At 70.9% G+C, this 14,866-nt stretch carries 8 protein-coding genes; 5 read left to right on the top strand and 3 right to left on the bottom strand.

Annotated features, from left to right (window positions below):
• The first annotated feature begins 160 nt into the window (after positions 1 to 160).
• Positions 161 to 1,351, top strand: a complete 1,191-nt coding sequence (locus JQN84_RS27690; protein WP_204961502.1) for a TIR-like protein FxsC — start codon at positions 161 to 163, stop codon at positions 1,349 to 1,351.
• Complete coding sequence (fxsT, locus tag JQN84_RS27685; protein WP_204961501.1) at positions 1,348 to 5,283, top strand: FxSxx-COOH system tetratricopeptide repeat protein; 3,936 nt, start codon at positions 1,348 to 1,350, stop codon at positions 5,281 to 5,283. The genes JQN84_RS27690 and fxsT overlap by 4 nt, the downstream gene beginning before the upstream one ends.
• 18 nt (positions 5,284 to 5,301) lie before the next feature.
• Here fxsT and JQN84_RS27680 read toward each other — a convergent pair whose 3' ends face one another.
• From JQN84_RS27680 to JQN84_RS27670, 3 genes are all read right to left on the bottom strand, one after another.
• Positions 5,302 to 8,724, bottom strand: a complete 3,423-nt coding sequence (locus tag JQN84_RS27680; protein WP_204961500.1) for an NACHT domain-containing protein — start codon at positions 8,722 to 8,724, stop codon at positions 5,302 to 5,304.
• A 98-nt stretch (positions 8,725 to 8,822) separates the two neighbouring features.
• Complete coding sequence (locus JQN84_RS27675; protein WP_204961499.1) at positions 8,823 to 10,196, bottom strand: glycoside hydrolase family 43 protein; 1,374 nt, start codon at positions 10,194 to 10,196, stop codon at positions 8,823 to 8,825.
• 145 nt (positions 10,197 to 10,341) lie between these two features.
• The gene (locus tag JQN84_RS27670; protein ID WP_204961498.1) at positions 10,342 to 11,166 is read right to left on the bottom strand and encodes an amidohydrolase family protein; all 825 of its coding nucleotides are present in this window, start codon (positions 11,164 to 11,166) and stop codon (positions 10,342 to 10,344) included.
• A 111-nt stretch (positions 11,167 to 11,277) separates the two neighbouring features.
• On the opposite strand from JQN84_RS27670, the gene JQN84_RS27665 reads away from it, so the two are divergent.
• From JQN84_RS27665 to JQN84_RS27655, 3 genes are read left to right on the top strand one after another with little or no spacing between them, the layout of a single operon-like run.
• On the top strand, positions 11,278 to 12,525 hold the full coding sequence (locus JQN84_RS27665; protein ID WP_204961497.1) for a M20 metallopeptidase family protein: 1,248 nt from the start codon (positions 11,278 to 11,280) through the stop codon (positions 12,523 to 12,525).
• The gene (locus JQN84_RS27660) at positions 12,522 to 13,508 is read left to right on the top strand and encodes a Gfo/Idh/MocA family protein (protein WP_204961496.1); all 987 of its coding nucleotides are present in this window, start codon (positions 12,522 to 12,524) and stop codon (positions 13,506 to 13,508) included. Before JQN84_RS27665 ends, JQN84_RS27660 begins: the two co-directional genes overlap by 4 nt.
• Before the next feature lie 28 nt (positions 13,509 to 13,536).
• Positions 13,537 to 14,832, top strand: coding sequence for an ABC transporter substrate-binding protein (locus tag JQN84_RS27655; protein ID WP_239486324.1), 1,296 nt, complete (start codon positions 13,537 to 13,539; stop codon positions 14,830 to 14,832).
• Positions 14,833 to 14,866: the final 34 nt, after the last annotated feature.

Genomic DNA, 14,866 nt, shown 5'->3' with positions numbered 1-14,866 from the left:
TGGACGGTCCGTCATGTCGTCAGGTGAAGACCTGGTCACCGCAGGGCAACGTCTTTACTCTGATCGATACACTCCACAACGTGTCGACTGGAGAGCAGAGCGTGATCATTGCCGGTTGGCGGTCGGGACGCTCTGTCCGCGCGCACAGGGTCGTGTCGACGTGAACCATGACCGACCCCTCCCCGCCGGCACCCGTTACTTCTTCCTCAGCTACGTCCCCCCACCGACGCACAACGAGCGCACCCCCGGCGACCACTGGGTGCGTCGCTTCTACCACGACCTCAACCTGGCCATCGACGGGCAGCCGGGAGTTCGGTTACGCCGGCGTGGCTTCGCCGCCTTCACCGTACGTCCACCGGAGGACCGGGCGGAACAGCGGCGGCTGGCGCTCGCGGAGGCCGAGGTGTTCGTTCCGCTCTACTCACCCGACTATCTCAACCGCGACGACACGCGACGGGAACGGGAGTGGTTCCGGCAACGGCTGCAACGGGCCGGTCGACCGACCGACGGGGACAACATCCTCCCGGTGCTGTGGACCCCGTCGCCCGCAGCCGTCCACGCGCCCGACCAGGCCCGCGCCCTGGCGATGGGCACCGACGTGGACGCCTACGTCGCCGACGGCATGAGCGCGCTCTGCCGGTTGCAGACCCACCAGAAGGCCTACCAGGAACTCCTGGGCCGGCTGGCCCGGCACATCGTCGACACCGCCGAGCGGACACCGTTGCAGCCGGCGGAGCCGCCCTCCGGGCGCACCGACGTGCCCTCGTCCCCCACCAGCGAGGTGCCCTTCCGGTCCGTGGTGATCGCCCCCGACCAGCCGTCGAGCCCGGGCCGGCTCAACGGGCGGTTCCACACCCACGCCGACCGGTGGCGGCCGTTCCCGGGCCAACGGCCGGTCGTCGACGACGTGACCGACGCCGCCCAACGGTTACGGCTGCCGATCGATGTCCGGGACTTCGTACCCGACACCGATCTGTTCCGGGACTGTCCCGGCGTGATCATGATCGATCCACTGGTGGTCGAGACCGACGACGGTGCGGAGGCCGTCCGCGCAGCCGTGGACTGCCTCCGCAACTGGGTGGGCGTCGTGGTGATCGTCGACGCCTCGGTGCCGAACCACCGCACACACGCGACGGCGCTACTCGACCGGACGGTGGCGATGATCCCCGCACCGGCCCGGCCCCTCGCGGTGACGACGCACGCCGAGTGGCAGGCCGGCATTCTCGGCCTGGTCGACCGGATGCGACGCCGCTACCTCGACGCGAGGCCGGCCTACCCGCCACCGGGGCCGCCGATCAGCAAACCCCGGCTCTCGGAGCACCCCCTGCCCGACGAAGGAATGGACACATGACCCGACGCGAGGGACAGGTCGTCACCTTCTACTCCTACAAGGGCGGCACCGGCCGGACGATGGCCCTGGCCAACGTCGCCTGGATCCTCGCCGCCAACGGCAAGCGGGTGCTGGCCGTCGACTGGGACCTCGAATCACCCGGGTTGGCGCGCTTCTTCACACCGTTCATCGACCGCAACGCGCTGGAGAGCACCGGCGGGGTGATCGACCTGATCCGCGAGTACGAGTGGGCGACCGCCACCGTGCAGGACAAGGGCGACGAGCGCTGGCACGAGCAGTACGCGCGGGTCCACAAGTACTCCTTCTCGTTGAACTGGTCCAACTTCCCCGGTGACGGCACCCTCGACTTCCTCTCGGCCGGCCAGCAGAACAACGACTACGCCGGCGCGCTCGCCGGCATGAACTGGGACGAGTTCTACGAGCGGCAGGGCGGCGGGCACTTCTTCGACGCGCTGCGGGCCGACATGCGGCGCAACTACGACTACGTCCTCATCGACAGCCGCACCGGCTTCTCCGACGTCGCCGACATCTGCACCATGCAACTGCCCGACATCCTCGTCGCCTGTTTCACGCTCAGCGACCAGGGCATCAGCGGCGCAGCCACGGTGGCCCGCCTGGTCGAGCACCGCTCCGAGGCGCGACAGATCCGGGTGCTGCCCGTGCCGATGCGGATCGATCCCGCGGAGAAGGTCAAGGCGGACACCGGTCGCGCCGTGGCCCAGCAGCGCTTCAGCGGTCTGCCGAGCGGGATGAACGAGGCTGAGCGCGACCGGTACTGGGCCCGGATGCAGGTTCCCTACCAGGCCTTCTACGCCTACGAGGAGTTGCTGGCCACCTTCGCCGACCAGCCAGGCGTCAACGGCTCGCTGTTGTCGGCGTACGAGGTCCTGGCCCGGGAGATCACCCGGGGGGAGGTCGACTCGCTGCCCCCGATGAGCAGCACGGTACGCGACCGGATCAACGTCCGTTTCACCCGTACGGCCACGTCGGTGGAGAACGAGATCCTGCTGCGCCACGCACCCTACGACCGGGTCTGGGCGGAGTGGATCGGCCACCTGCTCGCCTCGGCCGACGTACGGGTGACCGACCCGTGGTTCGTCGACGACGTGGTGCCCGGCACCGCCCGCGAGCTGATCATCGTCTCCGAGGCCAACGCCAACGAGGAGGCGGTGCTCGCGGCGGCGGACCGGTCACCCGACCAGGTCCCGCTGGTGGTCTACGTCGCCGACGTCCGGCGGCTCGCCAACGTGCCGGCCGCGCATGCCGCCTCGGTCGCCGGGTTGGAGGCGCGGACGGCAGCCGCACGGATCCTGCGCCTCGTCGGCCGGGACGGGCTGGCCGCCGACATCGAACTGCCGACCGGACCCCGCTTCCCCGGACGCGACAACACCGTCTTCGAGGTGCCGGGCCGCAACAAGCGGTTCACCGGTCGCGAGGAGGACCTGCGCGAACTGCGTACGCTGCTGCGCAGCAGCCCGAAGGTGGTGTTGGCCGGAACCGGTCCGGTGACGTTGCAGGGCATGGGTGGCATCGGCAAGAGTCAGCTGGCGCTGGAGTACGCCCACCGCTACCGCGCCGCCTACGACATGGTGTGGTGGATCGACGCCGACCAGGTGCCGTTCATCGAGTCCGCCATCGGTGACCTGGCGCCCCACCTGGGCGTGCCGTTGTCGGAGTCGAACCGGGAGAACGCCCGGCTGGTGCTCCAGGCGTTACGGCACACCGATCTGCGGTGGCTGCTCATCATGGACAATGCCGACGAGGTCGAGGGCGTCCTGCCGTACGTGCCAGACGGCAGGGGTCACGTCCTGATCACGTCACGGAACCTCCAGTGGATCGAGCGGGCCGCCACCGTCCAGGTCGACGTGTTCAAACGGCCGGAGAGCATCCAGCACCTCATGGAGCGGGTGCCCAACATGCGGGCCGAGCAGGCCGACCGGGTCGCCTCCCTGCTCGGCGACCTGCCGATCGCGGTGACCGCCGCTGCGGCCTGGCTGGCTGACACCGGCCACTCGGTCGACGACTACCTCGCCGAGATCACCCGTTTCGGTCCGGGTGCGGTGATGGAGCCGAACAGCAACGTCTCGGTGGAGGCCACCTGGGAACTGTCGCTGAGCCACCTGCGGACCGGAAGTCCGGCGGCCTACCGGGTGCTGCAACTGTGTTCGGTGCTCGCGCCGGAGATCTCCGCCGACCTGGTCTACAGCGACGAGTTCGCCGAGGCGCTGGTGCCCTTCCATCCCCAGGCCAAGGAACGGCTGGTCCGTCAACAGCTGGTGCAGCAGGCGAACCGGCTCGCCCTGGTCCGGGTCGACCTGCGCGCCGACACCCAGGCGGGGGGCGAGCGGGGCAGGGGCGGACTGGTGATCATGCACCGCCTGTTGCAGCACGCCGTGCGGTCCCGGATGACCGAGGAGGAACTCGCCGAGGCGCATCGCCAGGTGCACCTCGTGCTGGCCGCCGCCCGCCCGGACGGCGAGGTCGACGATCCGGAGGGATGGCCCCGGTTCCGGGTGATCTGGCCGCACCTGGAGGCCTCCAAGGCGCTGCTCAGCAGCCGGGTCGAGGTACGCTCCCTGATGATCGACCGGGTCCGCTACCTGATGCTGCGGGGTGACCTGGAGAGCGGCCGGCTGCTCGGCCAGGAGGTCGCCGACGCGTGGGAGCGGTTACTGGCGGCGGAGACCGACGAGTCCGCGCGCAACGACCTGCGCCGACAGTTGCTGCACCTACAGTTCAACCTCGCCAACATCCTCGCCTTCCTGGGGCAGTTCACGCAGTCCCGGGCGCTCGACGAGCAGGTGCTCACGGCGCAGCGTGAGCTGCTCGGTGAGGACCACCCGCACACCCTGATGACGGCTGGCGGGCTGGCCCGCGACCTGCGCGGTCTCGGCCTGTACAGCGAGGCCCTGCGGCTGGACGAGGGCACCTTCAACGCCTGGAAGCGCAACTTCACCGAGGAGCATCCCCGGACCCTGGCCGCCCTCAACAACCTCGCCAGCACCCAGCGGTTGATGGGGCGCTTCCGTGAGGCGCGCAGGAACGACGAGGCAGTGGTGGCCGGCCGCCGTGCCATCCTGGGCGAGAACCATCCGGACGCGCTCGCCTCGTCCGCCTACGTCGGCATCGACATGCGCGACGCGGGCGACTACGAACAATCGGTCACCCGGCTGCGCAGTGTGCACCAGGATCTGCTGCACACGGCGGGCCCCGAGCATCTGATCACCCTGCGGACGCAGACGAACCTGGCAGTCTCGCTGCGCGCCGCCGGCAACGCGGTCGAGGCGGACCCCCTCCTCGAAGCCGCCTACGAACTGCTCACCCAGCGGTTCGGACCCGACAACCCCGAGACCCTGACCTGCCGGCTGAGCCTGTCCATCAATCTGCTCACCCTCGACCTCTTCCAACGCGCCAGCCGGGAACTCACCGAGGTGCACCGCATCTACCAGAGCAATCTCGGCTCCGACCATCCGTTGACCCTGGTCTGTCTGGTCAACCTGGCCATGGTCGCCCGCCGGGCCGGTGACTTCGCGCAGGCGCGGCAGCTCGCCGGCGATTCGGCAGCGGCGCTCGCGACCGTGCTGGGTGCCGACCATCCGTATCCGCTCTCCGGGTGGATGAACCTGGGCATCTGTCTCGCCGACCAGCCGGACCCCCCGGAAGGCCGGGAGGCCGCCGACAGGCAGGCGCTCGACCTGCTGCGGCACGCCTGCGAGGGCCTCGTCGACAGGCTCGGCCCGGATCACCCCAACACGCTGCGGTCACGGGCGAACCTGCTGCTGATGCAGGACCGGACCGGTTCCGGCCGGCGGGGAGAGATCGAGGCGGTCATCCGTGAGCTCGCCTACCGGATGGGTGAGCACCACCCGGCCGTGGACACCGTACGCCAGCGTCGGCTGCAACGCCGCATCATCGACCCCCATCCGATCTGACCCGCGCCCGGTCCCCGGCTAGGTCGCAGGCGGAGTCTGCCCGAGCAGGCGCAGCGCCGCACGGGCGGCGGGCAGGGTGGGCTCCGCCGGTGTCCGGCCGTGCGCCCGCAGATAGTCGAGAAGCAGACGACGCAGTCTCCCCTCGTCGAGGAACTCGTCAGGCAGCCGGTGTGCGAGCAGTTCGGCCATCGTGGTGGGCGGAATCTTGTGCCAGGCGAGATCGGCGTACTCGCCCAACGCCATCAGCAGCCACAGCGCGGTGCGGTTGTCGACCTGGGCGGCGGCGAACTGCTCGGCCATCTCGGCCGAGACCACGCCGTCCTCCAGGGGAAGCTCGGCCAGCCGCGCCTCGATGTCGGCAAGCACGGTCCGCACCCGGGGGACGTGACGCTCCGGAAGCCGGTCGAGCCCGCGACGAAGGATCAGCGCGTGCAGCACGGCATGGTCCTCGGGAACGCCGATGAGATCGAGCAGGGTGGGAAAATCGTCGATCAGGTAGGGACAGGCGATGATCAGCTCGGGTAGTGCGGTCACCGAGCTGGGCACCCGGGTCAGCGCCACCCGGGTCAGCCCGCAGACCACCTCCCGGGGCAGTTGGGCGGCGTCCTCCGCCAGGCACTCCAGCAGCAGCGTGGCGCTCGTGCTGGACACCGCGTCGGGACGGTCCACGGCCCGTTCCCACAGCCGCCGGTAGCTCAGCTCGTCGTAGAGGATGAGGTGACGCAGGGACGGCACCGGCCACCGCCTGGTGGCCAGCGCCACCAGTTCGGCGTGGAAGCGGGCCGCCTCGAAGCTGTCCGGCTGTCGGTCACGCCAGGCCCGCGCTCCGGCTTGGAGCTGACCGTAGGTGGTGACGTCACCGAGCAGCCGGGCCTCCTCGGCGGCCACCGACATGCCGGCCCGGCGGACCCGCCGTCGTCCGACCCGGCCGTCGACGTCCCGCCCGAACCAGCTGAGCATGGTCACCTGGTCCTTCTCGGCCAGACCTGCCCGCCACAGCCGGACGGTGGACACCCAGGTGTCGTCGTCCATCAGGTCGGTGTACGGCACGCCGTCGGCCGACACCAGCACGGCCAGCGTCACCAGGTTCGCGGTGTAGGCGGCGAGCAGACGTACCGGGTCGAAGGGAGCGGGCCGGTAGCCGTCCACCCCCGCGAGGTTGCCCCGTTGCCGGGCCCCGGCCAGCAGTCCGACGATGGCCGCGGTCATGCCGCTGCGCTCCTCCGGGTGCCGGGAACTGAGTTCCTCGACGAAGGCGACCACCGCCTCCCGCTTGACCAGGGGTTGGTGGGACAGCAGGGCACGGAACTGGCCGGTGTCGAGCTGGTGGCCGAAGCTGGTGGGGGTGCGGGTGCGCCGGTGCAGGTCGGCGAGTTCGCGCAGTGATCCCACCACGTACTCGGCGATCAGGAAGTCACCGATGGTCGCGTGCAGGAACTCGTACGTCCGCCGGGTGTCCTCGCCCTGGAGGTCGTCCGGACCGTACACGACGAAGAAGGCGGCGGTGACGAGTTGTTCCGGCCCGAGCACGTCACCGAGTTCGAAGCGGGAGCCGTCACCGACGCCACCGCCGAAGCAGTCCAGGTCGGCCCGGAGCGTGGCCCGGTTCACCACTTCGCGGTTGCGGTTGAACATGGCGAACGCGGTGACCGCCAGGTCGTGGCGCAGGCGGTGTTCGCGGGCGTCCCGCTCGTGCTGGTCGAGGGTGTCAGGTGACTTCTCGGCGACCTGCCGCCGGATGAAGGCCGTGAGCAGACCGGTGAAGAGGTCGGACCGCGAGATCCCGGCTTCGGGGCGACGGTCGACGCGGTGTTCGTTGTAATGGATGGCCAGCAGGGTGAGCAGCAGCGGTTGGTGGGCGAGTTCACCGTGCGACAGCAGATCCTGGGCCGCCAGCTGGCGGTAGCCCGGCTGTTTCTCGTTGGCGGTGTTGACGGCGGCCACCCACGTGTGCACCTGTGCGTCGGTCAGGTCTTCGAGGCGGACCAGCACGGTGCCCTGGGGGACGCTGACCCGGTCCATCACCAGCATCCGGGACGTGATGATCGGCATGACCGAACAGCCCAGGTCCCACTGGGCCTCCTGGAACTCGGCGACCCGTTCGATGTACTGGGCGTGGGCCGTGCCGCTGACCTGGACGAGTTCGTCGAACCCGTCGAACACCACCACGATGGTCGTGTTGCTCGTGGCCCGGCGCAGGTCCGCCCACCGGATACGCTCGTCCATCACCTGTTCGATCGCGGACTCGATCTGTTCCGTCGGCGACGTGGCACCCGACAGCCGACGCAGTGGCACGGTGATCGCGGTGAACCGGGTCGCCGGCAGCCGCGCCGCGATGACCCGGGTCAACAGCGTCTTTCCCGCCCCCGGCTGGCCCAGCACCAGCAGGGGGCGGTGCAGGCTCGCCGGATCGGTCAGGTAGTCGGAGAGGAAGCCGACGAGGTCACTGCTTCGCTGCTGCTCCGCCCACCACAGGTCCCGCTCCGGCGCGGCGTCCTTGTCCTGGGTGGCGATCCGGAAGTCGGGGCTGATGAAGCCGTGTTCCACAGTCGGCAGGCGCAGGTCGAAGACGATGTCCTTGATTCTCAGCAACGGTTGGCGGAACACCGCGGTCAGTGACGCGGTGAGCCGGTCGAGGGATTCGCGGAGCATGTCGGGCCGGTCGGCCGGTGCCGATCCGACCAGCCCCGACAGGTTCGTCGACAGCTCGGCCAACGCGTCCAACCGGTGCGTCACGTCCAGGGACAGCTGCCGGTTGTCGTTGCGGTTGTGTTCGATCTCCTGCCGGAGCATCCGGAATCCGAACTCCGGAAGGTCGGCGGCGAGGCGGTCGAACCGGGCCTCGTAGTACTGCATGCTGCGCTCGACGACCCGGGACCGCAGCGACGTGAGGTCCAGCCCGCGCCGCACCTCGCTCCACGCGGCGAGACCCTCGCAGAAGGCGATGGTGGCATCGTGCAGGAGGACGTACGCCTTCTTCATGTCGCGGCGGGTATCGCCCATGCCGTACACCGACGACGGCAGCGGGAAGTGTCCTGCGTCGATCTCCTGCGGCAGGGTGCGCTGACGACGACCGGCCGACGCCATGGCCGTCTTCTCGGCATCGGTCAGTTCCAGCCGGTCGAAGCCCGGCCCCACCTCGTCCCGGAAGCCGTCGAAGAAGGCGGCCAGGGCCAGGACCGTGTGGCTGGCCTCCAGCAGCTCGTAGTAGGACTTCCCCCCGGAGGACCTGATCCGGCCGGCCTGGTTGCCTGTCGCGTCGCGGACGAGTTGCAGAAGCGTGTTCGTCGGACCGAGCAGGGCCAACGCCGCACCGTTGGTGAGCGCTCCGGCTCCCAGGATCCCCACGTTGACAATCTTGCCGGCGTCGGTGATGCGGGCGTTGCCGGGAGCCAGGAGCCGTAACGCATCCCGATAGCTGAGGCTCGAACGGCGCGGCATGCCGCCCCTTCCGCTGCGGGGGGTCGGATCCACTGAGGATACGCAACCCCGGTGACCGGGCGCTGTCGGACATTCACCCGCTGGCAGCACCCGGGGGGTCAGTAGCCGATCCGGAAGGTGGCGTCCTGCCGGTCGGTGGCCGGTGAGCTGCCCGTGAGCGGGTCGATGCGCAGCAGGTAGGCGTAGTGGCGCAGGTACCGGTCGGGGAAGTTGTACGAGCGGAACGACGTCCACGAGGAGTCGGCGAGGCCGGCCGTGCGGTAGAACGTGGCGTCGCCCCGGAACGCGCTGGTGCCGTCGTTGGCCGCCAGCCGGATCGTGTAGTCGTAGTGGCGCAGGTAGCGGTCGGGGTAGTTCACCGAGCGCAACGACACCCCGGCCGGGTCGGCCAGGCCGGGCACCAGGGTCCACAGCTGGTCCTGGTACGGCTCGAACGGGTACGTGTCGATGCGTCCGACGTTGTCGGCGTGCCGCAGGTAGCGGTCCGGGAAGTTGTACGACTTGATCCGGTTCCAGGTGGGCAGCCCCCAGGCGGCGGTGAGCGTGGTGAGCTCGGCCGCGGTGACGGGGGTGATCCCGGGATGCTTGGAGTTCAACGGCTGGGTGTACGCCCGGTCGTTGAGCAGGCTCCACGTGCCACCCGCCACGTTGCCGGTCTGCCAGCAGAAGAACCGCCCGTTCGGGCTCCACGTGTCGCCCCACAGGTACCAGGTGTTCGCGGTGTGGGACTTGACGATCTGCGGGGCCTCGACGCCCCGGCCGGGGCCGATGGCGGCGGTGTGGACACTGAAGCTGCCCGGGTTGAGGGTGGTGGAACGGGTGCCGAGCAGGGTGCTGTTGGTGTTGTTCTTGAAGTACATGTAGTTGACCCCGTTGACGCTGACGAAGCTGCCGTCGATGGCGTCGTAGCCGGGGTCGAAGAACGTCTGCGGGGCGGACGCGGTCACGAAGTCGGCGGTGTAGTTGACCATCAGCACGTTACGGCCGCCGGTGACGGCGGAGTAGACCACCGCGTACTGCCCGCGCCCGGGGTCCCAGTACGCCTCGGGCGCCCAGGCGTGGGTGGCCAGGGAGTGCACCTTGAGCAGCCGGTAGCCGGTGAAGGTGCGCAGGTCGACCGAGTCCCAGACGTGCAGGTACTGGCTCTGGTAGTTCCAGTCGGTGCCGTTGAGGTCGGTGGCGAGCACCACGAAGCCGCCGTTCTGCCTGCGCAGGACGAACGGGTCGCGCAGGCCCCGGCTGCCCAGCGTCGGGGTGGCGACGGGGCGGTTCTGGTTCAGCGGGGTCCAGTTCAGGCCGTCGGTGCTGACGGCGAGGTGCAGGCCGTAGTTGGCGGCGGTCATGTTCGGCGACTCGGTGAAGTAGGCCATGACATAGCCGTCGCCGGGGGCGGCGGACGCGGCGGTGGGGCGCAGCAGGGTCGCGCCGGCGAGGGCGGCGCCGGTGGCGGACAGCAGGGTACGACGCTTCAACGGGTCACCTCGGGGTGGTGGAGGCGGGGTGGCGGTGGTCCCCGTACGGTATCGCTGACATCGATGACGTCAAGTGTCTCGATGGGCCCGGTCCCCCCTGCCCCGCAGGTCGGACGCATCGCGCCCCGGGCCGGTCGACTCCCGCTCAGCCGTCCAGGGCGCGCAACAGGTTGCCGCCGAACACGTCGGCCGCCTCGGCGGCGGAGAGTCCGTCGAGGCCGACCGGGTGCAGGGTCTGGGCGAACGACACGTGGTCGAGGCTGGGGGCGAAGTCGGAACCCCAGTAGAGCCGGCGCGCGCCGAAGTGGTGCAGCAGCGCCTCGACGAAGGGTCGGGCGGCGGGGTGCGGGTAGCCCTCGGCGGGGTCGCTGACGGCGTACAGGCCGGAGACCTTGACCCCGACGTGGGGCAGCCGGGCCAGGTCGGTCAGCGGGGCGAGCCGGTCGGCGGCGGCCGGGAGGTCCGGGACGGTCGACTGCCGGCCGGGCAGGCCGAGGTGGCTGAACAGCACCGGGCAGCCGTCGAGGGCGGCCAGCGCCCGGCCGAGGCGTCCGGCGGCCTCGGGTGGGGCGTTGAGGCTGAGGACCGTTGCCGCGTCGGTGAGCGCCCCGGCGACCTGCGTCAGCCACCCGGCGAAGGCGTCGGCGGCGGCCGGGTCCGGCAGGTACGCGGCGAGGCCGGCGAATCCCGCCGACCGGAGGCGGTCCAGTCCGGCCGGGTCGACGCCGGTGACCGGAACGTACGCCAGCGGGGCGATCCAGGCGTGCGCGGCGGCGAGCCGGGCGAGGTGCCGGTTGTTGCCGGTGAACTCCGGGCTGCCCTCGTAGCCGACCACGAGGGCCCGGGAGATGCCGTGTTCGTGGCGCAACGTCCGGTAGACGGCGAGTTCGTCACCCCCGGCCGGTGACCTTCCGTACCGGCCGGGATAACCGTCGGCGAACAGGTGCAGGTGGGCGTCGGCGCGTTCCATGGGGCGGACCATAACCGATTCTGAGCTGCCCATTGACGCGGGAGGACCCCTCGCTTAGGTTCTTGTCTCAATTAGGTCCGGATTATCGGACGTAGGCGAGGAGTGAACCGCGTGGTGCAGGCGCACGAGGACGTTGACGATCTGGTACGGCTGCGTCGGCAGCTTCACCAGCACCCCGAGCTGCGGTTCACTGAACAGCAGACCGCCACCGTGCTCGCCGGGCGGCTCGCGCCGATCGCCCGGGTGCGCACCGGCGTCGCCGGCACCGGCCTGCTCGCGGAGATCGAAGGACATGCCGAAGGACCGTCGGTGTTGCTTCGGGCCGATATGGACGCCTATCCGGTGCAGGACGCCAAGCAGGTGGGATGGGCGTCGACCAACCCGGGGGTCTGTCACGCCTGCGGGCACGACGTGCACATGACCGTGATGGCCGGCGTCGCCGCCCGGCTCGCCGCCGACCCGCCCGCCCGGGGTTCGGTGACCGTGCTGTTCCAGCCGGCCGAGGAGATCCCGTTCGGCGCGACCTCCGGCGCCGCCGCGGTGCTCGCCGACGAGGCCCTGCGCGACCGGCGCTTCGACGCCGTCCTCGGCCTGCACTGCTGGCCGGACCTGCCGGTGGGGACGATCGGGGTGGACCGGGTGACCGCGATGGCGGCCAAGGACGCGTTCCGGTTCGAGGTGACCGGCCGGGCCGCGCACGCCGCCACCCCGGCCCTGGGCCGCGACGCGATCCTCGGTCTCGCCGGCATCGTCAACCTGCTGCACGCCGGGGTGGCCCGCTCCCGCAACCCGCATGAGCTGGTGGCGTTCAACATCGGCACGATCGCCGGCGGGGCCAGCCAGAGCCAGGTCGCCGAACGGGCCGAGGCCACCGGCACCCTGCGCACCCACGACGAGGCCGTCCGCGCCCGGCTCAAGGAGGTCATCGAGCGGATCGCCCGGCAGCAGGCCGCGGCGCTCGACCTCGGGTTGCGGTTCACCTGGGCCAACGAGATGCCCCCGGTCCGCAACGCGGCGGCCCTGGTGGCGCTCGCCCGCGCCGAGCTGCCCGGGGTGGTCGAGGTCGCCGACCTGACCGAACCCCCACTGACCACCGACGACTTCGCGCTGCTCGCCGCGCTCGGCCCCAGCCTGTACGTCAAGCTCGGCGTCACCGGCGAGCAGGGCGGCGCGCCGCTGCACTCCGGCGCGTTCGACGTCGACGAACGCTGCCTGCACGTCGGGGTGACCGCCCTGGAGCGGCTCACCCGGGCGGTGCTCGACGGCCGGCTGGCCGCTCCCGACGGTCACGGGGACGCCGGGGCCGGCCGGCCCGGCCCGGGTGACCGGGCCGACGCCGTCGAGGTGGTCGGGGCATGAGCCGCCCGTCGGTGGCCGTGATCGGGGCCGGGGCGTTCGGGGTCCGGCACCTGGCCGCGTACCGGTCGCTCGGGGTGCCGGTGACCGCCCTGGTCGAGCCGGACCCCGCGACCCGCGCCCGGGTGGCCGCCCAGTACCAGGTGCCGCAGGCGTACGCCGACGTCGCCGGCCTGCTCGCCGACGCGACGCCGGACGCCGCCTCGGTCTGCGTGCCCGGCCCGGCGCACCGGACGGTGGCCGTGGCGCTGCTCGACGCCGGGGTGCCGGTGCTGGTGGAGAAGCCGTTGGCCACCACCGTCACCGACGCCGCCGCCATCGTCGCCACCGCCGGCCGCACCGGCGTGCTCTGCCAGCCGGGGCACATTCTGCGGCACAGCCCGCCGCACCGGGCCCTGCACGACGCGATCCGCGCCGGCCGGCTCGGCGACGTGCTCGCCGTGTCGTCCCGCCGCGACCGGCCCCGCACCCTGAGCCGGCTCTTCCCGCGCGAACACCCCGCGCTGCTCACCGCCGTCCACGACATCGACCTGGCCCTCTGGTACGCCGGAGCGCCGGTGGTCGAGGTCCGCGCGGCGGCCCGGACCCGACCCGGATCGGCCACCCCGGTCCTGGTGTGGGCGGAGCTGCGACACGCCAACGACGTCGTGTCGTCGATCCGCAACAGCTACCTGCTTCCCGAGAACACTCCCCACCACACCTCGGACCTGGTCGAGGTGTACGGCACCGACGGGGTCGCCCACGTCGACCTCGGCCACCCCACGCTGCTCGTCCAGGGCGAGCCGACCGAGGCGCCGGACTGGCTGTTGTCCCCGGTCGACGGCGGCGGCGCGCTCGCCGCCGAGCTGCGGCACTTCCTGAGCCGGATCGACGGCACCGCACCGACGGCGGTCGTCCCGCTCGCCGACGGACTGCACGTGGTGCAGGTCGCCGAGGCCGTGGCCGGCAGCGCCGACAGCGGCGGCGCGGTCCGCCGACTCCCCTGAGCCCCCCACTTGTGACAGGAGCTAACCGATGTTTCGACGGAGATTGGCCGGCGCCCTCGCCGCCGGCATGGCCGCCGCCGCCCTGCTGACCGGATGCGGTGACGACGACGCCGCCGACGGCCCGGTCACCCTCAAGGTGCTGACCTGGGAGCCGGGTGGGGCCGAGTACTGGAAGCAGGTCAAGACCAGCTTCGAGGGCAGCCACCCGGACATCAAACTGGAGATGCAGTCCGTCCCGTTCGACAAGTACCCCGAGGTGCAGGGCCCGTACATCACCTCGCAGTCGGGGCCGGACGTGATGGCCAACAACGCCGGGCTGGAGCTGTTCGACAGGCGTGGCGCGTACGTGCCGCTGGGTGACAAGGCCGCCGAGATCACCAAGGACCTGGTCACCTACAGCGGGGCCTGCGAGGGCTTCGACACGAGCAAGACCTGCTACGGGGTGCCGTTCTCCTATCAGGGCAACGTCCTGTACTACAACAAGGCCGTCCTGACCGCCGCCGGGTTGAACCCGGAGCAGCCGCCGGCCACCTGGGACGAGTTCGGGGCCGCCTGCGAGGCGGTGAAGAAGGCCGGCAAGACCTGCCTGGCGCTGGGACTGTCCGGCACCTTCCCCGCGTACTGGGACTTCCCGGAGATCGCCCGTAACTACCTGACCGAGGACGACATCCGGGCGCTGCTCGCCGGGAAGCTGTCCTGGAAGGACCCGAAGCTGGTGTCGGTGCTCGGCAAGCTGGCCGAGATCACCACCAAGGGCTGGGCCAACAAGAACGCCCCGTCGATCACGATGCTGCCCGACGGCGCGGACATCTTCCAGCGCGGTGACGCCGCGTTCGCCGGGACCATCATCTCCGACGCGGTGAACTGGGAGGCGTTCGGCAAGGCGCTGGGCGACGACAAGCTCGGCGTCACCCGCTGGCCGGCGATCGACCCGGCCGCGCCGCTGGCCGGCAAGTTCTCCGGCATCGAGGGCGCGGTCTACGGGGTCACCCAGTGGAGCGAGAAGAAGCAGGCCGGGCTGGAGTTCATCAGCTGGCTCGCCGGTAAGGAGAACGGCGAGCTCTGGGTGAAGTACGGCAAGGGCCAGCCGCTGAACAGGACCGTCGACAAGGCGCTGCTGCCGTCGTCGCCGGCCTTCCTCAAGATCCAGGAGCTGGTCGCCCAGCCGACCCTGCACGCGGGCGTGATGCTCTCCGGCCCGGAGGCCGACGCCCTGGCCCGGGGCTGGCAGCAGGTCACCCTCGGCCAGCTCACCGTGGACAAGTGGGCCGACCAGATGCAGCAGGCGCTGGAGCGCAGTCCCACGAAGAAGCAGGGCAAGTGACCACCGGCGGGCGGGGCGACGTGGTGTCGCCCCG

It is taken from the genome of Micromonospora humidisoli (assembly GCF_016900955.1).
Taxonomy (GTDB): domain Bacteria; phylum Actinomycetota; class Actinomycetes; order Mycobacteriales; family Micromonosporaceae; genus Micromonospora; species Micromonospora wenchangensis.
Note: the sequence above shows the minus strand (reverse complement) of the source record. Positions and strands in the feature narration are given on the sequence as shown.

Excerpts from the sequence above, each read along its gene's own strand:
- fxsT (WP_204961501.1), top strand. The coding sequence starts at position 1,348 with ATGACCCGACGCGAGGGACAGGTCGTCACCTTCTACTCCTACAAGGGC.
- JQN84_RS27670 (WP_204961498.1), bottom strand. The coding sequence starts at position 11,166 with ATGGAACGCGCCGACGCCCACCTGCACCTGTTCGCCGACGGTTATCCC.
- JQN84_RS27655 (WP_239486324.1), top strand. The coding sequence starts at position 13,537 with ATGTTTCGACGGAGATTGGCCGGCGCCCTCGCCGCCGGCATGGCCGCC.
- JQN84_RS27680 (WP_204961500.1), bottom strand. The coding sequence starts at position 8,724 with ATGCCGCGCCGTTCGAGCCTCAGCTATCGGGATGCGTTACGGCTCCTG.
- JQN84_RS27660 (WP_204961496.1), top strand. The coding sequence starts at position 12,522 with ATGAGCCGCCCGTCGGTGGCCGTGATCGGGGCCGGGGCGTTCGGGGTC.